Origin of the sequence: Mesorhizobium sp. WSM4898 (assembly GCF_029625845.1) — a bacterium.
In the GTDB taxonomy this organism is placed as follows: Bacteria; Pseudomonadota; Alphaproteobacteria; order Rhizobiales; family Rhizobiaceae; genus Mesorhizobium.
Genome location: NZ_JARTVQ010000006.1, coordinates 116898 through 142741, shown reverse-complemented (window position 1 = coordinate 142741; position 25844 = coordinate 116898). Strand labels below are relative to the sequence as shown.

The window sequence follows — 25844 nt, the reverse complement described above, 5'->3', positions numbered from 1 at the left end:
AGCACCATGACAGCAACGATGTTCGGAAGAATAGCGCTGGTCGGCATCGGCCTGATTGGTTCGTCGCTCGCCCGCGTCATCCGCCGTGAAGGCCTGGCGCGCCATATCGCTATCGCGACGCGCAGCCAATCGACGCTCAAGCGCGCCGAGGAACTGGGTCTCGGCGATTCCTACACGGCCGAGGCCGAAGACGCGGTGCGCGACGCGGATCTCGTCATCGTCTCGGTTCCGGTCGGCTCGTCCGGCGAGGTCGCGGCCGAGATCGCGCCGGCGCTGAAGAAAGGCGCGATCCTCACCGATGTCGGCTCGACCAAAGCTTCGGTGATCGCGCAAATGCAGCCGCATGTGCCGGAGGGTGTGCATTTCATCCCCGGTCACCCGCTGGCGGGCACGGAAAAGTCCGGGCCGGATGCCGGCTTCGCCGATCTCTTCGACAACCGCTGGTGCATCTTCACGCCGCTGCCGGGCACGGATCCGGAGGCGCTGGAAAAGCTCTCCGAATTCTGGCGGCGCTGCGGCTCCAACATCGACACGATGGACCCGCAGCATCACGACATGACCTTGGCCATCGTCTCGCATCTGCCGCATATCATCGCCTACAACATCGTCGGCACCGCCGACGACCTGGAATCGGTGACCAAGACGGAAGTCATCAAATACTCCGCTTCCGGTTTTCGCGACTTTACCCGACTGGCCGCTTCCGACCCGACCATGTGGCGGGACGTGTGCCTGCACAACAAGGACGCGATCCTGGAAATGCTGGCGCGCTTCTCGGAGGATCTGGCCTCGTTGCAGCGAGCGATCCGCTGGGGCGACGGCGAAAAGCTGTTCGACCTGTTCACCCGCACGCGCGCCATCCGCCGCTCGATCATTGAGGCCGGCCAGGATATCGATGTGCCGGATTTCGGCCGTCAGGCCGTGGAGCACCCGGGGGCCAAGCCCTAGGCCTTCTGCTCGATCTGTCCCGATGCGGGCCAGTGCGCCGCCATCATGGCCATTGTCTCGGCTCTGTCCGGAGCGCCGAGCCGGCCGCCGAAGCGCAGGCATTTAAGCGCGGCGGCGGCGCTGGCAAAGCGCAGCGCCTGCTCGGGCGGCATGGCTTCGGCAAGGCCGACGGCGAAGGCGCCGTGGAAGACGTCGCCGGCGGCGAGCGTGTCGACCGCCTTGACCTTCGGCGCCTCGACATGCCGGACGCGACCGGTTCCCCGATCATGCCACCAGGTTCCGGCAGCGCCGCCCGTCACCGCGACGAAGGCGTCGGTGCGCGAGGCGAGATCGGCGCATGCGCTTTCCGGATCGAGCGCATGGCCGCAGATGATCCGCGCCGCCGGCTCCGAGGCGACGATGTGCGAGGCCAACGGCAAAAGCCGCTCGAGCACGTCGACCGGCGCGGTGTCGGCGTCGAGGATCGCCGGACGGCCGGCGTCCCGCGTGGCCGCCAAGGCAAGTGCAGCGGCGCCCGGCCAGCGGACGTCCACCAGCACGGCGTCGAAGGCGGAAAGTTCGGCAAGCGGCAGCGTGTCGGGATCGGCTTGCGCCCTGCTGTCACAGAAGGGCACGATGATGCGCTCGCCATGGGCATCCACTAGGATCGCGGCCAGCGCCGAGCGCGCGCCGGCGACGCGGCGGACCAGGCTGCAATCGACGCCTTCCGCCTCGATCTCGGCGATCAGCCGGTCGCCGACCGCATCGTCTCCCGCGCTCGCCCAAAGCGACACATCGGCGCCGAGGCGATGCGCGGCGCACGCCGCACTCGTCGCCATGCCGGAGGCGATCTGGACACCGTCGCTGGCGATGAACTTGCCCTGATGCGCGGGCAGCGTCTCGAGACGCAGGATCGTGTCGAGGGTGAACGCGCCGACACTGAGCAGTTTGATCGGTCCGGCCATCGCAGTCTCAATCGACCGGCTTGATCTTGCCGAGCGGGATGAAGCCAAGCGAAGCCTTGCCCTTCACGATCTTGAGCGGCATGGACGGTTGGTTGCCGAGCATGGCAATGCCGGCAAAACCCTGCTCGATCTCGCTCTTGTGCTCGGGAATGGCGCCGGCGAGGATCGCCGCTACGGCCTTTGGGTCCTTTAGCTTGATCGACAGATTTGCATCGATCAGGCCGTCGGCGTCGATCGAGATCGGCCCGGATACGGTTACGCGCGCCGTGCCCGATGACACGTCGAGGCTTGCGATGTCGACCGACTGGCCGCGCAGGCTTTTCGGCGGCGCCTTAATCAGCGCGACGCCGTTCTTCACTGTCGCTTCGCCGGCGCCGTCGAGTTCCGGCAGCACGCGTCCGCCGACAGCTTCCGCGTCGATCTTCAGGTCGCCAAAGCTGCCGGTATAGACGAGGTCCTGGCCGTTCGGCTGCAGCTGGCCGGCCGCCTGGCCGGCGCTGAACAGCTGCACGGGATCGGTGTCGTCGGCCGGATCGGTCTGTCCAGACAAGCCTTCCGCCTGAAGCGAAATGCGGCGCGGAAGCGGCCATGACAGCTTGACCGTGGCGTGCAGCTTGTCCCAGTCGAGCCAAAGCGGCGGCATGCCCGGCGCCACAGTCCGCAACGGTCCGCGCAGGTTCGCCACGGGCGACAGAGGCTGGGTGATGCGAGCGACGACGTTCATATCGCCGGTCGAGGCCGCTACATTCCTGGCATCGTCCTGATAGGCCAGGCTGTCGCAGGCGACCGTGAAGTCCAGTGGATAACCGCTGACCGTGAGATTGGCGCAGTCGGCCTTGATGCCCTTGCCTCCAAGCTCGGCCACGGCCCGCTCGGCCTCGGTCTTGACCTTGCCGGCGAGATAGAACCATCCGCCGCTGTAGAGCGCGAACAGCACCAAGATGAACGCCGCAAGCCAGAACAGCCGGCGGCGAGGTTTGCGCGATCGCTCGTCACTTGACGTCATGCTGCGGCTCTCGTTAACCCCTCATGCGGCGAGCGGGTGGTTGTTCTTACGCACGACAAGCGGGGACAGAAGAAGCACCTTACCGGTGTGGTGTCGTCACTCGAATGCAATCAGGCTTGGCGATATGGGCGATTTTTGGGTTTTTGGCTACGGGTCGCTGATCTGGCGGCCCGGTTTCGCACATGTCGAGACGCGGCGCGCCCGTCTTTACGGCTTCCGCCGGTCGCTCTGCGTCTATTCCTTCGTCCATCGCGGTACGCGTGAGCGGCCGGGCCTGGTGCTCGGCCTCGACCGCGGCGGCTCCTGCGTCGGGCTCGCCTTCCGCGTGCCCGGCGATTTGCGTGACGAAGTGCTTTCCTATCTGCGCGAGCGCGAGCTGGTGACCAGCGTCTATCTCGAACGCACTCTCGATGTCCGGCTGGATGGGGCGGGACAAGGCGGAACGGTCGAAGCGGTCGCCTACATCGTCGACCGCGCGCATGAGCAATATGCCGGCGGGCTCGACGCCGGCCATGCGGCAAAAGTCGTGCGCGGCGCCGTGGGCCAATCGGGCAGGAACGAAGACTATGTCCTGAGCACAGTGGAGCATCTGAGGGCGCTCGGCATCCGCGACCACTGGCTGGAAGAGGTGGGGCGGCAGGTCGCGCCTTCGTGAAGATCTGGCCCGATCAAAAAGCAAAACCATGCCTTTGACCTGGGCAAGGCACGACCTAGCTTAGCCGCAATCCATCCTCTGGGCACCCAGGCCCTTCCCAGCATCACGGAGATCAGTCTTGCAGAAACGCCGTCTCGGTCGCACCGACCTTTTCATCGCGCCGCTGGTCCTTGGAGGCAACGTCTTCGGCTGGACCGCCGACGAGAAGACCTCGTTCGACCTGCTCGACCGCTTTGCCGAGGCCGGCTTCAACGCAGTCGACACGGCGGACGCCTATTCGCGCTGGGCGCCGGGCAACAAAGGCGGCGAATCCGAAACCATCATCGGCAACTGGATGAAGAGCCGCGGCAACCGGGACAGCATCGTCGTCATCACCAAGGTCGGCTCCGACATGGGACAGGGCAGGCGGGACCTCTCCGCAGCCTATATCGAAAAGGCGGTGGACCAATCGCTCAAGCGGCTGCAGACCGACGTCATCGACCTCTATCTGTCGCACTGGCCGGACCCGGCCACGCCTTACGAGGAAACGCTCGGCGCCTATCAGCGCCTGCTCGAGAAGGGCAAGATCCGCTATCCGGGCTGCTCCAATCTCGATGCGGGGCAATTGCGCGCGGCCCTGGATGTCGCCAGCCTGCGGGGCCTGCCGCGTTACGAGGTTCTGCAGCCCGAATACAATCTGTACGATCGCTCTTCGCTGGACGGCCCGCTGCTCGACCTGTGCAAGGCGGAAAGCCTCGGCGTCATCACCTATTTCGGCCTGGCCAAGGGGTTCCTCAGCGGGAAATACCGCAGCAAGGCCGACCTTGGCCGGAGCGAGCGTGGCGAAGACGTGGCCAAGTATCTCAACGAACGCGGCATGCGCATTCTCTCCGCGCTCGATGCCGCGGCCGGGCGCCATTCGGCCAAGCAGGCCGAAGTGGCGCTCGCCTGGATCATGGCGCGGCCGGGCATCACCGCGCCGATTGCCAGCGCCACGACGCCCGCACAGATGGAAAGCCTGATCCGCGCCGCATCGCTCAAGCTTTCCGCCGACGACATCGCAGCGCTCGATCGGGCCAGCGCTTAAGGCGTGTCGATATTCAGGCCGATGCCGGCCTGACCTGGATCCAACATGCGTTAGTGCAGCAGGTCCCCCGCACGATCGTCCAAGACCTTGCAGATAGCCTCGCGATAATTCCTACCCGATCGCGGCAGGAATTGAGGTTCGGCATGGTCGGAGACGTTTTGTCCGAAGCGCAGCCCTGGCAGCAGGTGCTGGCGCTGGTCATGGCGGCGACCGTTGTCATGGGTAGCCCAGGTCCGGCGACGATCAGCGTCACCGCCGTCGGCGCCGCTTTCGGGCTGCGGCCTTCGCTGGGTTATACGTCCGGCATCGTGCTTGGAACGACGGCCGTGCTCCTGGTTGTGGCCGCCGGGATATTCGGCATGCTCGCCTCGGTGCCGGGGCTGGCACCGTTGCTGACGGTCGCTTCGGCCCTCTATATCCTCTACCTTGCCTTCAGGATTGCGACAGCGCCGCCGCTTGCCCAAGGCGGCAATGCGGCGGCGCGTCCCACCTTCTCCGGCGGCTTCATGCTCGCCGTCGCCAACCCGAAAGCCTATGTGGCGATCGGCGCGGTCTTCGCGGGAGCTTCATCGACGGTCGACGGGCTCGGGATTTCGGCCAAACTTTTGGTGCTGGCAGCGATGATCGTCGCCATTCATGTGCTCTGGCTTCTCGCTGGGACGATTTTCGCGGGGCTGCTGCGCGATCCATTGGCGTCGCGGATCATCAATCTCGTCTTCGCGGCGACGCTGGTGCTGACGACTGCACTGGCGGGGCTGCCGTAAGGGGAGCTCAGGCCTTCGCCGCAGCGCCGAGCTCCGCCAGCCGCTTCACCGCCGTCGGCGGCATCGGCGGCGGGTTCGGCGCGCGCGAGGCCTCGACCAGCAGCTCGTCGCAGGCGGTCTCGGTCTCGCCGATCAGCCGCTGCATGAACTCCTCCTTGTCGAGCCCCGGAGGAATCGGCGGCAGGAAACGGGCCTTTATGGTGCCCGGATAACGCATGAACTTGCGGCGCGGCCAGTAGAGGCCGGCGACATGGGCGACCGGCACCACGGGAACGCCAAGCTGGGTATAGAGCTCGACGATGCCGTATTTGTAGGACGGCTCGGCGCCCGGTGGGCGACGAGTGCCTTCCGGGTAGATGATAAGCTGACGCGGGTTGCGCGCCATCTCCTGCCTTGTCGCGGCAACGACCGCTTTCAGCGCCTTGGAGCGGCTGCCGCGGTCGACCGGGATCATGCGCATCTTCATGATGTACCAGCCGAAGAAGGGGATCCAGGTCAGTTCCCGCTTCAGGATATACAAGGCGTCGTCGAGATAAGGAAAAAAGGCGATCGCGTCCCAGAAGGACTGATGCTTCGGCGCCAGGATGAAGGACCCCTCAGGCAGGTTCTCGGCGCCCGTGATTTCGCTCCTGGTGCCGGCGATCTTGTCGTAAAGCCACATCGAGGTGCGCGACCAGAATTTCGGCACGAACCAGGCGCGGTGGCGGGGCGACAGGAAATAGAAGGGCGTCCAGAAGATCATCTGAACGACCAGGCTGAGATAGAAGGCTAGGTTGAACGCCAGCGAGCGGATAATGAGCATGCGGGAAAGGGCCCGGTGTGGAAGTGAGCGTTGGTTACACCAAGCGCGGGCAAAAAGGAAACGGCGCGACGGTGGGGCGCATCACAGCGAGCGCGCCAGCCGCTCCTTCAGGCGGGGCGCCGCGAAATCGAGGAAGGCGCGCAGCTTCACCGGCAGCAGGCCCTGACCGGCATGCACGAGATTGACCGGCCATGGCGGCGGCTCGAACGGCTCGAGCACGACATGAAGCGCGCCGGCGCGCACCGCGGCGTCCGCCTGATAGGAGAGCACCCTCGTCAGGCCGAGGCCGGCGATCGCCGCATCGATTGCTGCCTCGGCGGTGTTGAGCTGCAGCCGCGAGCGGACCGGAACCACGGTTTCGCTCTTGCCGGTGCCGAAGCTCCACGTCGCGGGAGAGGCAAGCCCTTCGAAGGTGATGCAGTTGTGGCCTGAAAGGTCGCGCGGTTCGAACGGCGTGCCATGCTTCGCAAGATATGCCGGGCTGGCGCAGACGATGCGGCGGATCTGGCCGACGGGCGCTGCGACCATGGCCGAATCCGGCAGCTCGCCGATGCGCACGGCAAGATCGATATGCTCCTCGATCAGTTGCGTGATCCGATCGGACAGCGTCAGGCGGATGTCGACGTCGGGATAGGCGGCCAGAAAATCTGTGACGACCGGCAGCACATGCAGGCGGCCGAAGACGACCGGCGCAGTGATCACCAGCTCGCCGGTCGGGCTCAAATATTCGCCAGCGGCGGCTCGTTCGGCTTCGCCCACCTCATCGAGGATACGGCGGCAGGCGGCGAGATAGGAACGACCAGCGTCCGTCAAGGTGAGGCGCCGCGTCGACCGGTTGAGCAGACGCGTCTTGAGGTGCCTCTCCAGTTCGGAGAGCTTGCGGCTGACGGTGGCGAGCGGTACGCCGGCGTGTCGCGCGACGGCGGAAAGGCTGCCGGCCTCCACCGTGGCTACGAACAAGGACATGGCGTCGAGGCGGTCCATTTATTCTTCCGAAATGTGGAAGGATGGATTGCAACTATGCCTTCTACCTCCGGATTTCGGAAGGGGCTACATGTCGTTCCACTTTGGCAGAGGACAGCCGCCATGGACGCCTTCACCAGCGACGTCGCCTTTACCCCTACGGTCAAGGCCATCCAGTCCCGCAAGGGCTCGCGCGCATCTTATGCGCGGGTCGAGGAGCGCGGCGGCTGGCGGGCGACGATCACGCCCGACCTCGCCGCCTTCGTCGAGGCGCAGACCAGTGTGTTCCTGGCGACAGCCAATGGCGGAGGTCAACCCTATGTTCAGCATCGCGGCGGGCCAGCCGGCTTCCTGAAGGTGCTGGACGGGCACACGATCGGCTTTGCCGATTTCTCGGGGAACCGGCAATTCATCACCCAGGGCAATCTTGCGGACAATGCCCAGGCCTTCCTGTTCCTGATCGACTACATGCTTCGGCAGCGCATCAAGATCTGGGGCACAGCGCGCGTCGTCGAGGACGATGCGGAGCTGACGGCGAGGCTGATGCCGGCCAACTACAAGGCGCGGCCGGAGCAGGCGATCCTGTTCAGCGTCACGGCCTGGGATGCAAATTGCCCGCAGCATATTCCGCAGCGCTTCGAGGCGGCGGATGTGGCCGCGGCGCTTGCCGAGCGGGATAGACGCATTGCCGGTCTGGAGCAGGAGATCGCACGCCTGCGCAACAGCGCGTCTGGCGAAGCTTAGTTCTTGCTCACCGTAGAGGCTTCGGCGAGCGTGACGCCCTCGGTGGTCGGCCGAAGCGGGACGATGCCGCGCGCCAGCGCCAACACATATTTGCTGTATTCGGTGAGCAGCACGCGCAGCGCTTCCGGCTTGGTCAGCCAGCTGCCATTGCCCAGCTTGTTGTTGACCACCGGATAGGGCTCAAGCCGCGCGCCATGCAGCAGCCGGCCCATCTCGAGCAGGCTGCGCGGCATGTGGTAGTTGTTGGTGACGACGATGATGCTGCCATAGGCGTGGCTTTCCACCCATTTGGCGCTCTCCTCGGCATTGCCGATCGTGTCGAGCGCGGCGCGGTCGATGTCGACGCAGCATGAGAACAACTGCTTGTCGCCGCCCATTGCCGCTTGCAATTGGCGGCGGCTCGCCGTGGGGTGAACACCGCTTATCAAGAGCCGCTCGCCCTTGCCTGATGCCAGCAGATCCATGGCGGCGTCGAGCCTCGACTGACCACCGGTGAGCACGATGATTGCGTCGGCCCTGGCCGGATTGACCGGCGTCGTCATGTTGCTGACCTTGTCGGCAAACCATCCGAAGCCGCCGGCGAAAAGCGCCAGCAGGGCAAGCACGAAGAAACCGCAGAGACGAAGCGCAAATCTGAGACGACCGGTTCTTTCAGACGCAGCGCCGCGCGTAAGCGCCGCTGGCATCCGTCCAGCCGTTCCGATCGAGTCCCGCGCGTCCATCATCCCCAGGTTAATCCTGAAAACATCCAATGGTTAACTCTGAAACGTCGCCTTTCATAGATAGCACGGCGCACATTGCGTTACGGCAGTTTCCCTTGCGTGATCATGCACTTGTGGAGTCCGGATCGCATTGGAAACCCAACTTGCCAACTCTTGCATTCGCGCCACCCTTGGTTTCGCGTCATGATCAGCTTGCCTCCGGCTGCCGGATGTCGATCTCGCTGAGATAGGCGACGACCGTGGCATGCGAGGTCGCCGCGGTCAGCGCGCCGATCACCAGCACCATCAGGGCGACGCCGAGATAGCCGGTCGAGCCGATCGCGAAATTGCCGAACAGCGCGGTCGCCTGGTCGGCCTCAGGCGTCGCCATGTTGCGCGACGACCACCAGGAAAAGACGATGAAGACCATGATAGCGGCGGCACCTCCGGCGGCGGCGCCTTTCATGCCGGTGACCAGGAAATGCCAACGGAATTCGCGCGCGATAAAGCTGGCCTCGGCGCCGACAAAATGCAGGACCTCGATGATGTGGCCGTTGCCGGCCATGGCGCCGCGCGTGGCGAACACCACCGTCAGCACCGTCGCCGATAATATCAGCGCCAAAACGGCAAAGCCGATCGTCACTGTCGTATGCGCCATGGCGACCAGCCGGTCGACCCAGGTGCGATGGTCGTCGAGCGCGGCGCTCGGCAGCTTGGGCGTGATCGCGGCGCGCATGGCCGCGAAGTCGGGCGGATTGGCCTCGTCGATGGTGACGACGATGAGGCGCGGCACCGGCAGTTCATCAATGTTGAGGCCGGTGCCCAGCCACGGCTCCAAAAGGCGCGCCGTCGCATCGCGGTCGACGATCCTCGTACCCTTCACACCCCGGAACTCGCTGGCGATCTCAGAGGCCTGCGCGAGGGCTGCTTCCATGTCGAGGCCCTCGACGGGCTTGATCTGGATCGTCGCCTCGCGCGAGATCTGGTTCTCCCACACCGAGGCGGTGTCGCGCACCAGCGTCACGGCGCCGAAGGTCAGGCAGGACAGGAAGGTCATGATGGCGATGACCAGCACCAGCGCCCGGCCGGCGATGTTGTGCGCCGGCACGATCGGCGCCATCTTGCGCTGGATACGGCGAACGGCAGCCGGCGTCTCGGCGGCTTCCTCGTGCAGGTGATCGGCCGGAAGTTCAGTCATAGACGTCCAGCCTTCCGCCGGCCAGAATCATGCGCCGCGCATCGACCTGCTCCATCAGGCCGAGGTCGTGGGTTGCGATCACCACGGCGGTGCCGAGCCGGTTGAGCTCGATAAAGAGCCTCAGCAGCCGGCGCGCCAGCGGCGGATCGACGTTGCCGGTCGGCTCGTCGGCAAGCAGGATCTCCGGCTGCTCGATCAGCGCGCGAGCGATCGCAGCACGCTGCTTCTCGCCGCCCGACAGCACCGGCGGCAGCACATGCATGCGCTCCCCGAGGCCAACCCATTTCAGGAGCTCGGTGACGTCGGTGCGATAGCTCGCCTCCTCGCGCCCGCGCACGCGCAACGGCAGCGCCACGTTCTCGTAAGTGGTCATGTGGTCAAGCAGGCGGAAATCCTGGAACACCACGCCGATGCGGCGCCTGAGCAGCGGCAACTCGCCGCGCGAGATGCGCGAACGATCCTTGCCGAAAATGGTGATCAGGCCGCGCGTCGGCTTCAGCGACATGAAAAGCAGGCGCAGCAAGGTGGTCTTGCCGGCGCCCGAGGGGCCGCTCAGGAACTGAAAGGAGCGCTCCGGAATGTGCAGGGAAATGTCGCGGAGGATCTCCGGACCCATGCCATAGCGGAGGCCGACATTTTCGAAGCGGATCACGTTCGGCGACCTGAAACCTTAGGCGGCATCCCGCCAGCCTGTTCTCTGCCAAGACCATCGGCCGGCATGGTTAATCGTTGGTTAATTTCTGCGCGCTTTCGACGTTTCACAGCAGTTCCGGTGGGGAAGCGTTAACCATTTGCGTTTACCCAAAAGCAACGAAGATTGCACTGGGGCCGTAATGGCTGAGGATAGAACCGCGCGCTCTGTTTCCGGCGAAATCATGACCGGCACGGCGACAAAGGCCGCGCCGGAGCGCGTCATCCTCGACACCGATGTCGTCGATGCCGACTATGTGGTGCTGCCGCGATTCGCCGCCCGTTCGGAACCGATTGCGGCGCCGTTGCCGCCGCAAGCGCCCTCGACGCCATCCATCGCTGGCATGGGCATGCTGCGCAAACCGGAGGCTGCGCCGGCGCGGCCGGCCTCGCGTGGCGGTCCAATCTTCTGGGCCGCCGGAGTGGGCGCCGCACTCGTGGCTTTCTGGGTGTCGGGCGGACATGCCCTGGTGCGTCAGAGCCCCTTCTGGGCGGCTGCGCAGCCGGCAAGCGCGCTCAGCATTTCCGGTGTGACGTCGCGAATCGATGCCTCGGGGCTGAAGCCCATCCTGTTCATCGACGGCGAGGCCGCCAATGACGGCGTACGGGCGGAGTCGCTGCCGCCGCTCGAGATCCGCGTCACCGACAATGCCAGCAATGTCATCCGCTACAGGTTGGGGACATCCAACCGCTCGCTGGCGCCCGGCGAAAGATTCGGCTTTTCCAGCCGGCTCGATGTCCCTAGAAACGGCGTGAAGGCCGTATCGGTCACCTTCGCCGGGTAGGTGCATCGATATTCAGGTGATGCCGGCCTGCAATTAGTGGTTTCCTGCGCTTAGGTGCTCACGTGCTTGAGTACGCTCTGCACCGGTTCTCGGAACCCGCTATTTTGGGTTCGGCCTGACCTGAATATTGATGAACCTAGCCCTTCCGGCGTTGCAGGCGATTCTGAAGGAAAAAGCTATGCCAGTTGTACGCGGCAAGGACATCGAGGTCCTGTTTTCGGCGTCGGCGATCGCCCGGCGCAATCTCGAGCTCGCCAAGGAAATCGCCGGGCGCGACTATCACGACCTGCTTGTGATATCGATCCTGAAAGGCTCGTTCGTCTTTGCCGCCGATCTTATCCGCGCCATGCACGATGTCGGCCTGTCGCCCGAGGTCGAATTCATCTTCATCTCCAGCTACGGCGCCGGCACCACAAGCGGCGAGGTCAAGGTGCTGCGCGACATCGACAACGAGGTCGCCGGCCGCGACGTTCTTTTGATCGACGACATCCTCGAATCCGGCAAGACGCTTTCCTTCACCCGCGACCTGATGCTGTCGCGCGGCGCCAGGAGCTGCGCCATCGCGGTGCTGCTCGACAAGCGCATGCGCCGCCAGACCACGCTCAACGCCGATTATGTCGGCTTCGACTGCCCCGATTATTTCGTCGTCGGCTACGGCATGGACGTCGCGCATGCTTTCCGGGAATTGCCGTTTGTCGGGGTCGTGAAAGAGGACAAGTAAGGTCGCGCCGAAAAGGCCGCATGGACGTTTCAAATTTTCAGAAAACGTCAACGTTTCGGCGGCATCTATCTCGGCATGGCAAAGCTTTTGATCGTCGAGGACGATGAATCCGTCCGCACCCTCGCTGCCCGCGCGCTGGAGCGTGATGGGCACAGTGTCACCATCGCCGCCGATGGCGCGCAGGGGCTCACCCTGATCCGCCAGCAGCGCGGCAGCTACGATCTCGTGGTATCCGATATCCGCATGCCGGAGATGGACGGCATCGAGATGGCGACCGCGGCGGCAAAACAGTTTCCGGCCATGAAGATCATGCTGATGACCGGCTATGCCGACCAGCGCGAGCGCGCCGAGGAATTGAACGGCATCATCCTCGACGTCGTGCAGAAGCCGTTCACGCTTGCCGAAATACGCGCCCGCGTCGGACGGGCATTAAGCTGCTTCGCTTGATCGTTCAGACGGCATCGCCGGTCGCTGCGATTGCAGGTGCTGCGCCGCGTCGGCGCTCACCGTTCAGTGCAACCAGACCGGCGCCGATGATCAGCGCCGCGCCCAGCACCGTCGTTGACCGCGGGACCTCGGCGAAGAACAGGAAGCCCCACAGCGGCGACCAGAGGATGCCCGTGTATTCGAAGGTTGCGACCCGGTTGGCGGGCGCCATCCGGTAGGCCTGCGACAGCAAGATCATGCCGGCGGAGGCAACGAAGCCGCAGGCCGCCATCTTCAGGAAGTCCGGCAGCGCCGGCCAGACCCAGGGCCGCACCAGGAAGTCGAGGCTCGGGTGGCCCGCATGGGTGATGCCGGCAAGATGAAACACCGCGGCGACCGCCACAGCGCCGGTGAGATAGGCGCCGTTCTGGTAGAAGGCCATCACCGTCGAGGATTCGGTCTCGCCGATCCGGCGCGCCATCAGCTGCGAGAACCCGTAGAGGAATGCCGAGCCGAGCGACAGCAGTGCCGCCCAGTCGAATAATCCGGCGCCCGGACGCAACATCACGACCACGCCCACGAGGCCGATCAGCACCGTCGTCAGCGTCCGCCCGGAGACGTGCTCGCCGAGATAAGGCCCGGCAAGCAACATGATAAAGAGCGGCGCCATGAAATAGAGCGCTATCGCGTCGGCCAGCGAGAGGGCGGCAATCGCCAGATAGTAGACGGTGTAGGAGCTGAATTGGATGAAGCCGCGCAGCGTCAGCATGCCCGCTCGTTTCGACAGCACGGCTGTCAGGCCGACATCGGCCTGGACGATAACGACCAGGATCGGCAGCGCCACGAGGGCGCGGATCGCCATCACTTCCGTCACCGGATAGCTGCCCGAAACCGCCTTCACCAGCGGGTCCTGCAACGAAAAGACAAGAACGCCGAGGCAGAGGCTCAAAATGCCAAGCACCATCCGGTTCTGCATGTTCGTTCCAGTGAAAAAGAGCCCGCCACCGTTTCGGGCAGCGGGCACGAGTGAGGACTCTTCGAATTGGTCCGCTGCCGAATCTCACGGCCGCATATCCAATGGGTAGAGCAACTATCCTGCGACGTTTGACATGTTGCAAACGAATTGGAATGATACCAGCAATCAAAATTTCTTATGGCGGCATCGATGAAACCCACCCTCGACAGCGACCTCCTGCGCACCTTCGTGGCGGTGGCCGAGACCGGCAATTTCACCAAGGCGGCGGAAAAGGCCGGACGCACCCAGTCGGCGGTGTCCATGCAGATGAAAAAGCTGGAGGACATGGTGGGCGACAGCCTGTTCGAGCGCGGCTCTCGCGGGGTGGCGCTGACACGCCGCGGCGGCGAGCTCATCACCAACGCCCGCCGCATCGTCTCGCTGCTCGACGAGACGGCGGCATCGCTGGTCGCGCCGCCGCTCGGCGGGCTGGTGCGCATCGGCATTCCTGCCGAATACGGGCGGTCGATCTTGTCGCGGGCACTTGGCGAATTCGCCAAACGCCACCCGCGCGTGGAGGTCACGGTGCGTTACGCGCATTCCGACTCGCAGGTGAGGGCGCTTGCGGCCGGCGAACTCGACCTTGCGGTGGTGTTCGAGTGGGAAGGTTTTTCCGGCGGCGATGTGCTGATGCACGATCCCACGGTATGGGTGACGTCAACGCTGCATCACATGCATGAGGAACGGCCGGTGCCGATCGCGCTTTACAGCCGCAATGGCTGGTGTCGGGACTTCGCGATCAAGTCGCTGCAGCAGCGCGGCCTCGACTACCGCGTCGCCTACACCAGCGACACCAACGGCGGCCTGACGCTGGCGGTCACTTCTGGCCTGGCGATCGCACCGATCTCGCGCAGCAACATCCCGCCCGATTGCCGCGAGCTGACCGCCGCCGACGGCTTCGGCGACATCGATTCCTCGAATGTGGTGCTGCACCGCAATCCACTGGCGACGGGCGAAGCGATCGACGGGATGGAAAACGCGATCCGTGAGGCTTTCATGCTGACCAGGCAAGCACAGGCAACAGCCAGTCTTTGACGTACGAAACGGTCCGCTCAATCCGGCGGTCCGCTCTCCATCTGCTTGAGCCATCGCATGGCATCCTCAAGGCGATCGTCGCCCCAGAACAATTCGCCGTCGACGACGAAGCTCGGCGAGCCGAAGATGCCGAGCGCCTTGGCCTGCTCCGTCGCGGCCGCGAGCTCGGCCTTGGCGTCATCGCTGTCGGCCCGCCGAAGAACCGGCTCCGCTTTCTGTCCGGCCTTCTCGATGCTAGCCGAAATGTTTGGCTCGCTACCCGCCGGCTCACCCATTTCGAACCAGCGCCGGTAGCTTTCCCGGGCATAGGCTTCGCACCAGCCCTCGCGCGCCGCGATGAGAGCCACGCGATTGGCGCGTTCGAGCTCGGCCAGCGGGTAGGTGGCCGGCAGTTTCGGCACCATCCTGTACATCGCCGCTCTGCGCTCGATGTCGCGCCACATATAAGCCGCCTTCGCCGGCTTCTTGGCAAAGGGAATGTTGTCCATCTCAATCATGATGGCGCGCACATTGAAGGGTCGCCAGCGGAACTCGATGCCGGCCTCAGCCGCAACCTCGGCGAGACGCATCACCGAAAGATAGGTGTAGGTGCTGCCGATGGAGAACCAGAAATCGATCATCGCCATTCTCCCTTGACGATGACGATACCGGCAGGCAGCGCGCCCTGCAATGCGTGTGGCGAGAGCGACCTGCGGCTGCCCGCTGGCTCAGTCTCTTTCGAAAAAGGTCAGGCGATTGCCGAACGGATCGATCACCGTGACCTCCTTCGTCTGCCAAGGCGTCGTCTCAAGGCCCGGCCTGTTGAAGCGGTAGTTCTTGGCCTTGAACTCGCGATGCAGGTCAGCGATGCCGGTCGCTTCGATGCGTATATTGGCACCGGGCGAGCCGTCGCCATGATGCTCGCTCAAATGCAGCTCGCAGCCGTCGCGGGCGACGCCCATATAGAGCGGCGCGTTGTCGTCGAAGCGATGCTCGAAGCGGACCTCGAAACCGAGGAAGTTGAGATAGAACTCTCGCGCCTTGACGGTATCGAACATGCGCAGGATCGGCGTGACGGTTCCAAGCTTCGGCATGTCGGCGGTGACCGGTGTGGGCGCTATTTCAGTTCGAGCAGGCGTTCGAGGTAGCTGCGCTCGATGTCCGGGCTGAGCGCGTTGCCGAGGCGCTTGCGGATCGCTTCGAGGATCTGGCGGGCGCGCTGCACGTCGATCTCGTCGGGCACCTTGACGGAGTTGCCGTCGTCGGGGCCCTTCGTGGCGCGCGGCCGGCCAAGCGGGTCGCGGTCGGCGTCATGCTGACGTCCGCCCTGTTCGCTGCCGCCCTGGTCGCCCTGCATGGCCTGCATCTGCTTCATCATCTCCTTGGCGCCGCGGCGCAGCGCCTCCAGCGCGCGGCCCTGGTGGCCGACCGCCTGGTCGCCTTCGCCTTCGCCCAGCGCCTGCTCGGCATCGCCCATGGATTTGCCGGCCTCGCCAAAGCCCTCATTGGGCTGCATGCCCATGCCTTCGAGGCCCTTCTTCAGCTTGTCGAGCTCGCTCTGCAGTTGGCCCTGACCCTCCTGCAGCTGCTTCAGCGCATCCGCGAATTCCTGCGGCGTCATCTGCTTCGGCCGGCCGAGCGGGTCGCGGTCATCGCCGGGCTTCTGCCCGTCCTGCGACTGCTCGCCATCCTCGCCCAGCTGCTCGTCGCGATTTGCACCGCGCTGGCGATCGCCGCGCTGCATCTGATCGAGGCGGAAGGTATCGTTCATCATCTCCTGCTGGCGCCGCATGATCTCGCCCAGCTTGTCCATCTGCTGGCGCATCTCGCTGTCCTGCTCGCCGGCCTGCTGCTGGCGCCCGGCCTGCAGGTTGTTCATCATGTCCTGCAGTTCCGACAACAACTGCTGGGCCCGGTCTCGGTCGCCGGATTTGGCGAGATTCTCGATCTCGTCCATCATCCGGTTGATGTCGCTCTGGCGCAGTTCCCGACCGTTCTGCTGCATCTGCGGCGCGTTCGGGTTCTGCTGGGCGCGCTGGGCGAATTCCTGCAGGAACTGGTTCATCGCCTCGCGAAGTTCCTTCATCGCCTTTTCGAGCTCTTCGTCGCTGGCGCCGTTTTTGATGGCGTCCTGTAGCGCCTGCTGCGCCTGGCGCAGCCGACGCTCGGCGGCCGACAGATTGCCTTCCTCGATGCCGAGCGCGATCTCCCACAGATAAGCCACCTCGTTGCGCAGCTGGTCGTCGTTCTCGGCAAGCTTCAGCCGGCTCCTGGCGCTCATGATCGCGAGGTAATGCGACATGTTGTCGAAAGTATCCTCCGGGCGCAGGGTGATCGCGTCCATCAGGTCGAGCACGCGCGGCTTGGCGTTGGCGTCGAGCGCCAGCAGGCGGCGCTGCTCGATCACCGCGCGGGCCAGGGGATTGGAGAAGGGCCGCTCCGGCATCGCCAGCGTCTTGGTCTCACTGGTGGCGGTATGGCCGGCATCGTCGGTGGCGGTGAGCGTCAGCTTGATGGTGCTGCCGGCCCAGACATGCTCGGTCAGATCCTTGGTCGTCTTGGCGGCGTTCGCCTTGCCGCCGCGGCGCGGCAGCGTCAGCGGCATGTCGGGCGGGCCATAGAGCGGATGCGCATTGGCGGGCGGCGGCTCAGACAGCTCCAAGACGGCCTTGGCGGAGGCCGCTCCATAGTCGTCGTCGATCTGGTAGTTGAGCTCGACGGCGCCATTGACGGCACGCTTGGGCTCGCCGACGAAACGGATCGTCGGCGGTTTGTCCGGGATGATGGCGAAGGCCCAGTGGCCGAGATCGTCCTCGCCGGACTTGAGCCGCAGCGTGCCGTTGGTGTTCAGCTTGCCGGAGAACTGGCGCACTTTGAGCCCGGCTGGCGACCCCGGCTGTGCCGCGGCTGGCGTGGCGCCCTTCGGCGCAACCGGTTCGATGGCGCGATCATTGCCGTTCGCGTCGGCATAGCTCAGCGTTTCTTCGCCGGTTCCGCCAGTGACGCGCAGCGAGACGTCGCTGCCCTCAGGGACGCTGAAGACCTGCGCGGCCTGGTTGACGTCGGCGGTCAAGAACAGCGGCGGCTTGCCGGTATAGGAAGGCGGCGTCACCCAGGCATCGATGCGGGGCGGCACGCTATCGCGCGCGGCGCTGGCGACGAAGCCGTCACTGATCCTGCCGCCGAAAGGTCCGAACGAGAAGGCAAAAGCGGTGACGAACAGCAGCCCCACCACAGCCCGCAGGCCCCAGCGGTCGTAATCCGGCACGCTTGTGCGCGGCCTGTCGCCGCCCAGGTCGGAGAGCCGCTCGGCCATGCGCTTCTGGTGCTCGCGCCACAGCGCCTGCGAGAAGAGGCTCTCCGCGCCGCTCGGCCGGTCGGTCTGCACCTGCACGGGGCTGTGCAGCAGCTCGTTCGCTGCCTCGATGCGCCGGTCGACCTCGGCGGCGGACGGAATGCGGAAGAAGCGCAGCGCAAAGAGCGCGGCGAGCGCCGAGATGGAGAAGAGGATCAGGAGGCCGATCCGCACCAGATCCGGCAGGCGCTGGAACAAGCCCAGCCACGAGACACTGAGGAACAGGCCGGCGACCACCGCCAGCGGCAACAGCAACGGCCAGCCGCGCTCGAACATCATCGAGGCCCGCGTCGCCAGCCGGCTCAAGGCAAGGCGCCCGGCCAGACCGCGTTCGCCGCTGGAAATGGGTCGTTCCGTCATCGGCCCTTCCTGCCCGGGCAGGATCGCCCGGACCTCATGAGCAGAGGATAACACCAAACACGGCGAAGGCGAGGCGGGTTCCAAAATCTGTGACGGGTTCGCCGCCTTTACGATCAGAAATTCGCGGGATTCGTGTTGGATCCGCAGACCAGGACAGCCACGCGCTCGCCGGGAGCCGGCACGTAGCGGCCGGAAAGCATCGCGGCAAAGGCAGCGGCTCCGCCCGGCTCGGCGATGATTCGCGCCCGGTCCCAGAGCGCTTTCTGCGCCGCCACGATGTCGTCGTCGCTGACCAGGATCGAGCGCTCGACGAAAGCTTTCGCGATCGGGAACATCACTTCGCCGACGCGCTTCGGCGCCAGCGAATCGGCGGCGATGCCCTCCGCCGGTGCATCGACCGGCTTGCCGGCTTCGAAGGCGCGGTGAAGCGTCGGCGCGCCCTCGGGCTCGATGGCGATGATGCGGATGCGGCCAGCGAACCAGGCGGCGATGCCGCCGATCAGGCCGCCGCCGCCGACCGCGACAAGCAGTGTGTCGATCTCCGGCAGATCGGCTTCGATCTCAAGCCCGAGAGTGCCTTGGCCGATGAGCGTCTCTTCCTGGTTGAACGCGTGGATCTGCAGGGCGCCGGTTCGTTCGGCAAAATCCTCGCTGGCGGCCAGCGCCTCGGCATAGCGCGCACCGCCGACCACCAGCTCGGCGCCGTAGCCGCGGATGCGCTCGAGCTTTGCCGGCGGGCTGACCTCGGGCACGAAGATGGTGGCCCTGTGCCCGAGCTTCATGGCGGCATAGGCGACGGCGGCGCCATGATTGCCGCCGGAGGCGGCGACCACACCCGCTGCGGGCACCTGCCGCTCGAGCAGGTTGGTGAAGGCGCCGCGCGCCTTAAACGAGCCGGAATGCTGCAGACATTCGAGCTTCAGATCGACCGGAAAGGCCGGCCGGCCGAAGTCAGCCATGTCGACGCGCAGCACCGGCGTGTGGCGGACGAAAGGGCGGATGTGCGGTTCCACCGCGGCGATGCGTCCGCGCGTGATAGCTCCAGTCTCCAGCATGGCTTGCTCCTTTGAGCGCGGGACCCTCGTGCTTCTATTTCAGCCACTCGGGCAATGAATCCAGCCCGATCAACTCCTCATGGGTCGGGCGCGGCCGCACGACGTGAAAACGGTCGCCGTCGACCAGCACTTCCGGCACCAGCAGCCTTGTGTTGTAGGTGCCGGCCTGCACGGCGCCGTAAGCTCCAGCGGTGGCGACGGCGATGAGGTCGCCAGGATTCAGCCTGGGGAGGTCGCGGTCGAGGCCGAGGAAATCGCCTGTCTCGCAGACCGGCCCGACGATATCGACCGTCATGCGCGGCGTGGCGGCCGGCGGCTGCACCACCGGCTTGATATCATGGAAGGCGTCGTAGAGCGTCGGCCGGATCAGGTCGTTCATGGCGGCGTCGACGACGAGGAAGTTCTTGGCGTCGCCTTCCTTCACATAGATCACTTCCGAGACCAGGATGCCGGCATTGCCGACGATCAGCCGGCCAGGCTCGAACATCACCTTCAGGCCGAGCCGGGTGACATGCTTCCTGACGATCTCGGCATAGGCGTCGGGCAAGGGCGGCGGGCTGTTGTCGACGCGGTACGGAATGCCGAGGCCGCCGCCGAGATCGACATGCTCGATTGAATGCCCGTCGGCGCGCAGCACGCCGACCAGTTCCACCAGCAGCGCGAAAGCGTCGTCGAAAGGCTGCAGCTCGGTGATCTGGCTGCCGATATGGGTGTCGATGCCGGTGACCTTGATGCCCGGCAGCTCCGCCGCGCGGGCATAGACCTGGCGCGCCCGCTGCCACGGGATGCCGAACTTGTTCTCGGCCTTGCCGGTGGAGATCTTCTTGTGGGTCCTGGCGTCGACGTCCGGGTTGATGCGCAGCGAGACGGGTGCCACCTTGCCGAGCGCTGTGGCGCGCGCCGACAGCAGTTCGAGTTCGGGTTCGGACTCGACGTTGAAGCAGAGGATGCCGGCATTGAGAGCGAAGTCCATTTCCCGCGCGGTCTTGCCGACGCCGGAAAACAGGATCTTGCTCGCGGGGATGCCGGCGGCCAAGGCGCGCCGCAGTTCACCTTCCGACACCACGTCGGCGCCGGCGCCTTGTCTTGCCAAGGTCTTCAGCACGGCCTGGTTGGAATTCGCCTTCATGGCGTAGCAGACCAGCGCGTCGAGACCGGCAAAAGCTTCCTTGAAGACGCGGAAATGCCTGGTCAGGGTCGCGGTCGAATAGCAGTAAAACGGCGTGCCGACGCTGGCGGCGATATCGGGGATTGCCACATCCTCGGCGTAGAGAACGCCGTCGCGGTAGTCGAAATGGTTCACGGGGAGAGGTCCGAAAATTGGAGCGCGATGAGATCGGATGATCTCCTCGGCTTTAGAGCAAGGGGTCGAGAATGAACTTCTTGTCCTTGACCGGTTTCTCAGGCTCGGGCGGCAGCGGCTGTTTGGCTCGCTCCGCATCCTTGCGCGCCTGCACTGCAGCCTCGTAAGGCGTATCGAGGCCGCCTCTCCTGCCGCAGGCCGTGACGGTGACAACCGCCGCCAGCAGCGCGAGCGTCACCAAAATCCTGCCTCGGGTCATCGATCCATCCGTTCGAAACTGTTTTGTCCAGCCGCGCTTTTAGCCGAGTTTTCGGCGCATTGCATCCCGGCAAAATCAAGCCCCAAGAATTCGTTATTCGTCCAGCCGACGGACATAAACGCCAAACTCGGACGTGGCGGAAAAATGGAAACTTCCGGCGCTTCTTGGTCCCATCCCGAAGCCGTCGTTGGCTTTCTCATCAGCGACTGCAAGGAGAAGTTCTGCGAGAAGGTGCAGCGCTCGCTTTGAACCTTGTATGAGGATCGTTGGATCCCCACCGTCCTCGTCGGAAAGAAGAGCCAGGCTCAGGTTGGATTTCTGGTGGCTGTAGCGTTCTAAAATCTTGTCAGTTTGCATCAATCAGCCTTTCACGCCTTGGCCAAGCGCTTTTTCCAGTAGCGGATTTGCTTCCTCACTTCCGACGGAGCGGTGCCGCCGAAGCTTACGCGGCTCTTCACCGAATTCTGCACGGCGAGCACCGAGAAGATGTCGTCGGTGATGCCGGGATGGATCGAGCGCAGGTCCTCCAACGAGAGCTTTTCCAGCCCGACCTTCTTCTCCTCGGCAAGGGCGACGGCGCGGCCGGTGACGTGATGGGCCTCGCGGAAGGGCAGGCCGAGATTGCGCACCAGCCAGTCGGCGAGGTCGGTGGCGGTGGCGTGACCGGCGCCGGCGGCCTTCTTCATGGCGGCCGTGTTCACGGTCATGTCGCGCACCATGCCGGTGGTCGCCGCCAGCATCAGGTCGAGCGTCTCGGCGGCGTCAAAGACCGATTCCTTGTCCTCCTGCATGTCCTTGCCGTAGGTCAGCGGCATGCCCTTCATGACCGTCAGCAGGCCGACCAGATGGCCGTTGATGCGGCCGGTCTTGCCGCGTACCAGCTCCGCGGCGTCGGGGTTCTTCTTCTGTGGCATGATCGAGGAGCCGGTGGAGAAGGAATCCGACAGCCGGATGAACCCGAATTGCGGCGTCGACCAGATGATGATCTCCTCGGCGAGCCGCGACAAATGCGTGCCGCAGATCGCGGCGATCGACAGAAATTCGAGCGCGAAGTCGCGGTCCGACACGCTGTCCAACGAATTGCGCATCGGCTCGCGGAAGCCGAGCGCCTTCGCCGACATATGGCGGTCGATGGAAAAGCTCGTGCCGGCCAGCGCGGCGGCGCCCAGCGGGCTTTCGTCCATGCGCTCGATGGCGTCGCGGACACGTGACAGATCGCGGCCGAACATCTCGACATAAGCCATGCAATGATGACCGAAGGTCACCGGCTGCGCGGCCTGCATATGGGTGAAGCCGGGCATTACCGTCGCGGCGTGCTCCTCGGCGCGCTCGAGAAAGGCGCCGATGAGGTCCTTCAGCGCCTGGGCGACGCGCTGGCATTCCTCCTTGACCCAGAGTTTCAGATCGACCGCCACCTGATCGTTGCGCGAGCGGGCGGTATGCAGGCGGCCGGCAGCCGACCCGATCAGATCGGCCAGACGCGCCTCGACATTCATATGGATGTCTTCGAGCTTGGTCGAGAATTCGAATTTCCCGGCCTCGATCTCTTTCAGGATCGTGTTCAGGCCGTGAGCGATTTTTTCTTGATCGGCGGCCGAAATAATGCCCGTTTCAGCCAACATCTCGCTGTGGGCGATCGAGCCGCGGATGTCCTGCGCGTAGAGTTTGCGGTCGAAGGCGATCGATGCGTTGATCGCTTCCATGATCGCGGCCGGACCCGAGGCAAAACGTCCGCCCCACATCTGGTTGCTGGCCTTCTTGTCGCTCATCGCTATAACCCGTGCTCCGGAGCAGTTTTTAAGAAAATGGCAGACGGCAATAAATTCTTCCCGGCCCCGCGCCTCATCCTCGCCGCGCTTGTAGCGGGCGTGCTGGCCGGCGCGGTCGCGGTATATGTCAGCGAGAGCGGTTCTGGCAACAACGCGCCGGATCAGGTTGCCGCCGCCGGCAGCAGCAAGGACGACGTCGCTTGCAAGGCGAAGGCCGAACGGGCCAAGCAGGTTGCGGCAAAGGCCGTCGGTCAGGTCGCGGCACTGCAGCCGGCGGATCCGCCGCAATCGCTGAAGGGACTCGCCTTCAACGGACCCGACGGCAAGCCGACGACGATCGCCGGCCATGCCGGCAAGACGGTGCTGCTCAATCTGTGGGCGACATGGTGCGCGCCCTGCCGCGCCGAAATGCCGGCGCTCGACGCGCTGCAGAAGGAAAAGGGCGGCAACGCCTTCGAGGTCGTCGCGGTCAATGTCGACACCGGCGATGACGCCAAGCCGAAAAAGTTCCTGAAGGAGATCGGCATCGAGACGCTCGGCTACTACCGGGATGCGACAATGGGCCTGTTCAACGAGGCCAAGACGCGCGGGCTGGCGCTTGGCCTGCCGGTGACGATGCTGATCGACGGCGAAGGCTGCCTGATCGCACATATGAACGGACCGGCGGAATGGTCGAGTCCCGACGCCAAGCGACTGGTGGAAGCCGCGCTCGGTCCGTCAAGCTGAGCGCGCGGCGGCGGGCTCGAGCATGAGGATGCGGCCGCCGCGGGCCTCGACAGCATCCATCGCCGCCGGCACGCCGGTCAGCTCGCTGAAGGTTTCGATCGGGCCTGGCCTGCCGAGATAGTATCCTTGGCCGATCTCGCAGTCCTCGGCATCGAGGAAGCGCAATTCGTCCAGCGTTTCGACGCCTTCGGCCAGAACAGGCAGGCCCAGGCCGCGCCCCAGCCCCAGCACGGCGCGCACGATGGCCGCGACCTGACCATTCCTGTCGACCGACTTGATGAAGGAGCCGTCGATCTTGATCTTGTCGAAAGGGAAAGCGCGGAGATTGGAAAGCGATGAATAGCCGGTTCCAAAATCGTCCATCGCGACGCGAATACCAAGCGCCTTGACCTGCCGCAGGGTCGCCAGCGCCCGGGGCATATCCTTGATAAGGGCCGTCTCGGTCACTTCAAGCTCCAGCCGTCCGGCTGGAAGTCCCGAACGCAGCAGGATCTCGTGCACTTTGCGGCTGAAATTCGGGTTGTGGAGTTGCACCGCGGAGACATTGACGGCGATGGTCAGCGGAGTTTTCCAGCGCACGGCTTCCTCGCAGGCCGTCGCCAGCACCCATTCGCCGATCTGGGCGATGGCGCCGCTGTCTTCGGCGACCGGGATGAAGACCGACGGCGGGATGTTGCCGCGCTCCGGATGATGCCAGCGGATCAAGGCTTCGAAGCCGATCATCTTGCCGCTGCTGATCTCCTTTTGCGGCTGATAGACCAGCCGGAACTCGCCGCGCGCAACCGCCTGGCGCAGATCGTGCTCCATGGCGCGCCTGTCGCGCGTCTCGGCACCCATCGAAGCCTCGAAATAGCGATAAGTGTCCTTGCCCTCGGCCTTGGCGCGGTAGAGCGCAGTGTCGGCATGGCTGACGAGCGCCGCCTGGTCGTCGGCATCCAGCGGGTAAAGAGCAATGCCGATGCTTGCCGACACCAGCTCGCCGCCGGGCGACAGTTGGCTTTCCTGGCGTAGCTTGGAAAGCACCGCCTCGGCGATACGGCCGGCGGCCTGCGGGTCGGGAAGGTTCGGCGCGATGATGGCGAATTCGTCGCCGCCGAGGCGGGCGAGCATCTGCCCATGGCGGAGCACGCCCGAAGCGCATTGCGCCACCCTCTGCAGCACTGCATCGCCGGCCGCATGACCGAAGAGGTCGTTGACCTCCTTGAAGCGGTCGAGATCGAGAAGCATCAGCGCGAGCTGCCCGTCCTTGCCGCTCGCCGTGGCGATCTCGGCCTCGAGCCGGCTGGTGAAGCTGCGGCGATTGGCAAGCCCGGTCAGCGGATCGAAATGCGCCAGGCGAAGGATCTCCTGCTCGGCCTTCTTGCGCTCGCGCATGTCGCGGACGGCGACGACGTCGTGAGGCTTGCCGCAATAGTCGATGCTGCGGGCGATCAGCTCGACCGGAATGCGGGTGCCGTCCTGGCTGCGCAGCTCGGCTTCCTGCGCCTGACCGCTGCCGCCGGCGATGGCTGAGGCAACGCGTTCGCCGAAGAGGTCGCTGAGCGTCATCACGTTCAGCGTGCCGGGCGCGATGCCGCTCAGCGCCGCGATGCTGTCGTTGGTGCTGACGATGCGGCTGCCGTCGCAAACGATCAGCCCCTCGACCGCCGCGTTGGCCAGGCCGTGCATGCGCTGCGCTTCCGCCTGATGCCGGCGGAACCGCAGGTCGATGCGGAGCGCCGCGGCCGAGAGCACCAGAATGACCAGGCTTGCCGCCGCAGCGGCAAAGGCTTGCGACATCGGCGCGATGGTGAATTTTGAGATCTCTATCGAGGAGTCCGGATAGATCGAGACCGCCGCCATGGCGATAAAATGCAGTGTGCAGATGGCCAGTGTGAGCAAGACGGCGGCAGCGATCGTCGTAAGCGTCGACGGGCGGCAAAGCACGACGAGCAGCGAAAGCGCGGCAAGCGTGACGCCCGCCGCCAGCGAAAGAGCGACGAGCAGCTCGTTCCAGACGATCCTGCCCTGGACCTCGAACGCCGCCATGCCGGTATAGTGCATCACGGCGATGCCGACGCCGAGCACGGCGCCGCCGACAAGATAGTGATCAATGCCGCCGCGGATGGTGGCGATCCACATTCCGGCCGCTGTCAGAACTACGGAGGCGGCCAGCGAAAGCGCGGAAAGCTCCGCGTTATAGGCGTTGGGTATTCCCGGCGTGAAGGCGATCATGGCGACGAAATGCGTCGCCCAGATACCGAATCCGGTCGCCGTGGCTGCAATCAACAGCCATGCGTAGCGATTTCGACTGGTCGATTGCTCGACATGGCGAAGAAGATTGACCGCCGAGAAAGAGGAAATTCCGCAGATGAGCGCCGCAAGTGCGACCAACCTCAGATCGTGCTCGTGCACGATGCAATTATAGACGGTCAACATTTGGCCCCACCTGATCTTCCCGCATCAATCAAGTTAAGATTGCTTAAGGCCCGACGGCTGAAGAATCGATTAGTGGACCTGCAACCGACGCGTGTGCCTCAGGTTGTAAAGGACGGATAAGGTTGGGCCGGCTGTCGCAATACGATGGTTGGAGTCGCTC

At 64.8% G+C, this 25844-nt stretch carries 27 protein-coding genes; 10 read left to right on the top strand and 17 right to left on the bottom strand.

Annotation, left to right across the window (positions count from 1 at the left end):
* Positions 1–6 precede the first annotated feature (6 nt).
* Positions 7–945, top strand: a complete 939-nt coding sequence (locus tag P9228_RS23645) for a prephenate/arogenate dehydrogenase family protein (RefSeq protein ID WP_278055954.1) — start codon at positions 7–9, stop codon at positions 943–945.
* On the opposite strand, the gene P9228_RS23640 is transcribed toward P9228_RS23645, so the two are convergent.
* Both P9228_RS23640 and P9228_RS23635 read right to left on the bottom strand, forming a co-directional pair.
* Positions 942–1889, bottom strand: a complete 948-nt coding sequence (locus tag P9228_RS23640) for a sugar kinase (RefSeq protein ID WP_278055953.1) — start codon at positions 1887–1889, stop codon at positions 942–944. The two genes, P9228_RS23645 and P9228_RS23640, sit on opposite strands and share 4 nt — an antisense overlap.
* Positions 1890–1896: 7 nt before the next feature.
* Entirely contained in the window at positions 1897–2895 is a 999-nt protein-coding gene (locus P9228_RS23635) for a DUF2125 domain-containing protein (protein WP_067319146.1), read from the bottom strand.
* A 124-nt stretch (positions 2896–3019) separates the two neighbouring features.
* On the opposite strand from P9228_RS23635, the gene P9228_RS23630 reads away from it, so the two are divergent.
* The 3 genes from P9228_RS23630 to P9228_RS23620 all read left to right on the top strand — a co-directional run bounded on the left by P9228_RS23630 (position 3020) and on the right by P9228_RS23620 (position 5380).
* Positions 3020–3550, top strand: a complete 531-nt coding sequence (locus P9228_RS23630) for a gamma-glutamylcyclotransferase (RefSeq protein WP_095823986.1) — start codon at positions 3020–3022, stop codon at positions 3548–3550.
* Between the two features lie 118 nt (positions 3551–3668).
* Positions 3669–4616: an aldo/keto reductase gene (locus tag P9228_RS23625; protein ID WP_278055952.1), complete on the top strand. Its 948-nt coding sequence runs from the start codon at positions 3669–3671 to the stop codon at positions 4614–4616.
* Positions 4617–4759: 143 nt separating this feature from the next.
* Positions 4760–5380 (top strand): LysE family transporter, encoded by a 621-nt coding sequence (locus tag P9228_RS23620; RefSeq protein WP_278055951.1) that lies wholly within the window; start codon positions 4760–4762, stop codon positions 5378–5380.
* Between the two features lie 7 nt (positions 5381–5387).
* Here P9228_RS23620 and P9228_RS23615 read toward each other — a convergent pair whose 3' ends face one another.
* Together P9228_RS23615 and P9228_RS23610 are read right to left on the bottom strand one after the other, a co-directional pair.
* Positions 5388–6182: a 1-acyl-sn-glycerol-3-phosphate acyltransferase gene (locus P9228_RS23615; protein WP_095779346.1), complete on the bottom strand. Its 795-nt coding sequence runs from the start codon at positions 6180–6182 to the stop codon at positions 5388–5390.
* A gap of 81 nt (positions 6183–6263) precedes the next feature.
* The gene (locus P9228_RS23610) at positions 6264–7166 is read right to left on the bottom strand and encodes a LysR family transcriptional regulator (RefSeq protein ID WP_278055949.1); all 903 of its coding nucleotides are present in this window, start codon (positions 7164–7166) and stop codon (positions 6264–6266) included.
* A gap of 102 nt (positions 7167–7268) precedes the next feature.
* On the opposite strand from P9228_RS23610, the gene P9228_RS23605 reads away from it, so the two are divergent.
* Entirely contained in the window at positions 7269–7889 is a 621-nt protein-coding gene (locus tag P9228_RS23605) for a pyridoxamine 5'-phosphate oxidase family protein (protein ID WP_278055947.1), read from the top strand.
* On the opposite strand, the gene P9228_RS23600 is transcribed toward P9228_RS23605, so the two are convergent.
* The 3 genes from P9228_RS23600 to ftsE form a co-directional block, all read right to left on the bottom strand.
* The gene (locus P9228_RS23600) at positions 7886–8614 is read right to left on the bottom strand and encodes a YdcF family protein (RefSeq protein ID WP_278055945.1); all 729 of its coding nucleotides are present in this window, start codon (positions 8612–8614) and stop codon (positions 7886–7888) included. The two genes, P9228_RS23605 and P9228_RS23600, sit on opposite strands and share 4 nt — an antisense overlap.
* Before the next feature lie 184 nt (positions 8615–8798).
* Positions 8799–9788, bottom strand: coding sequence for an ABC transporter permease (locus tag P9228_RS23595; RefSeq protein WP_278055943.1), 990 nt, complete (start codon positions 9786–9788; stop codon positions 8799–8801).
* Positions 9781–10440 (bottom strand): cell division ATP-binding protein FtsE, encoded by a 660-nt coding sequence (gene ftsE / locus P9228_RS23590; RefSeq protein ID WP_066990245.1) that lies wholly within the window; start codon positions 10438–10440, stop codon positions 9781–9783. The genes P9228_RS23595 and ftsE overlap by 8 nt, the downstream gene beginning before the upstream one ends.
* A gap of 181 nt (positions 10441–10621) precedes the next feature.
* Here ftsE and P9228_RS23585 point away from each other — a divergent pair, with 181 nt between their 5' ends.
* The 3 genes from P9228_RS23585 (at position 10622) to P9228_RS23575 (ending at position 12431) form a co-directional block, all read left to right on the top strand.
* Entirely contained in the window at positions 10622–11263 is a 642-nt protein-coding gene (locus P9228_RS23585; protein WP_066990242.1) for a hypothetical protein, read from the top strand.
* Between the two features lie 178 nt (positions 11264–11441).
* Entirely contained in the window at positions 11442–11984 is a 543-nt protein-coding gene (gene hpt, locus P9228_RS23580; protein WP_095782435.1) for a hypoxanthine phosphoribosyltransferase, read from the top strand.
* A gap of 75 nt (positions 11985–12059) precedes the next feature.
* Positions 12060–12431, top strand: coding sequence for a response regulator (locus tag P9228_RS23575; protein WP_067319126.1), 372 nt, complete (start codon positions 12060–12062; stop codon positions 12429–12431).
* 4 nt (positions 12432–12435) lie between these two features.
* Here P9228_RS23575 and P9228_RS23570 read toward each other — a convergent pair whose 3' ends face one another.
* Positions 12436–13386 carry a DMT family transporter gene (locus P9228_RS23570; RefSeq protein WP_278055941.1) on the bottom strand — a complete coding sequence of 317 codons (951 nt, stop codon included), beginning with the start codon at positions 13384–13386 and terminating at the stop codon, positions 12436–12438.
* 189 nt (positions 13387–13575) lie between these two features.
* Here P9228_RS23570 and P9228_RS23565 point away from each other — a divergent pair, with 189 nt between their 5' ends.
* Complete coding sequence (locus P9228_RS23565; RefSeq protein ID WP_127215624.1) at positions 13576–14460, top strand: LysR substrate-binding domain-containing protein; 885 nt, start codon at positions 13576–13578, stop codon at positions 14458–14460.
* Between the two features lie 17 nt (positions 14461–14477).
* Here the strand turns inward: P9228_RS23565 and P9228_RS23560 are convergent, their stop codons facing one another.
* The 8 genes from P9228_RS23560 to argH all read right to left on the bottom strand — a co-directional run bounded on the left by P9228_RS23560 (position 14478) and on the right by argH (position 22540).
* On the bottom strand, positions 14478–15080 hold the full coding sequence (locus P9228_RS23560; RefSeq protein ID WP_278055940.1) for a 2-hydroxychromene-2-carboxylate isomerase: 603 nt from the start codon (positions 15078–15080) through the stop codon (positions 14478–14480).
* A gap of 87 nt (positions 15081–15167) precedes the next feature.
* Positions 15168–15533, bottom strand: coding sequence for a glyoxalase superfamily protein (locus P9228_RS23555; protein WP_278055939.1), 366 nt, complete (start codon positions 15531–15533; stop codon positions 15168–15170).
* A gap of 23 nt (positions 15534–15556) precedes the next feature.
* Positions 15557–18154: a TIGR02302 family protein gene (locus P9228_RS23550; RefSeq protein WP_278055937.1), complete on the bottom strand. Its 2598-nt coding sequence runs from the start codon at positions 18152–18154 to the stop codon at positions 15557–15559.
* Between the two features lie 113 nt (positions 18155–18267).
* Positions 18268–19209, bottom strand: a complete 942-nt coding sequence (locus tag P9228_RS23545; protein ID WP_278055935.1) for a threonine/serine dehydratase — start codon at positions 19207–19209, stop codon at positions 18268–18270.
* A 34-nt stretch (positions 19210–19243) separates the two neighbouring features.
* A complete protein-coding gene (lysA, locus tag P9228_RS23540; protein ID WP_095823973.1) occupies positions 19244–20512 on the bottom strand; it encodes a diaminopimelate decarboxylase in 1269 nt (422 codons plus the stop codon).
* A gap of 52 nt (positions 20513–20564) precedes the next feature.
* Positions 20565–20771, bottom strand: a complete 207-nt coding sequence (locus P9228_RS23535) for a lipoprotein (protein ID WP_066990222.1) — start codon at positions 20769–20771, stop codon at positions 20565–20567.
* A 93-nt stretch (positions 20772–20864) separates the two neighbouring features.
* Positions 20865–21128 (bottom strand): hypothetical protein, encoded by a 264-nt coding sequence (locus P9228_RS23530; RefSeq protein ID WP_127240086.1) that lies wholly within the window; start codon positions 21126–21128, stop codon positions 20865–20867.
* Between the two features lie 11 nt (positions 21129–21139).
* Entirely contained in the window at positions 21140–22540 is a 1401-nt protein-coding gene (gene argH / locus P9228_RS23525) for an argininosuccinate lyase (RefSeq protein WP_127240085.1), read from the bottom strand.
* Between the two features lie 36 nt (positions 22541–22576).
* Between argH and P9228_RS23520 the strand changes: the two genes are divergently transcribed.
* Positions 22577–23266 (top strand): TlpA disulfide reductase family protein, encoded by a 690-nt coding sequence (locus P9228_RS23520; protein ID WP_278055933.1) that lies wholly within the window; start codon positions 22577–22579, stop codon positions 23264–23266.
* On the opposite strand, the gene P9228_RS23515 is transcribed toward P9228_RS23520, so the two are convergent.
* A complete protein-coding gene (locus tag P9228_RS23515) occupies positions 23258–25684 on the bottom strand; it encodes an EAL domain-containing protein (RefSeq protein WP_278055932.1) in 2427 nt (808 codons plus the stop codon). The genes P9228_RS23520 and P9228_RS23515 overlap by 9 nt on opposite strands.
* Positions 25685–25844: the final 160 nt, after the last annotated feature.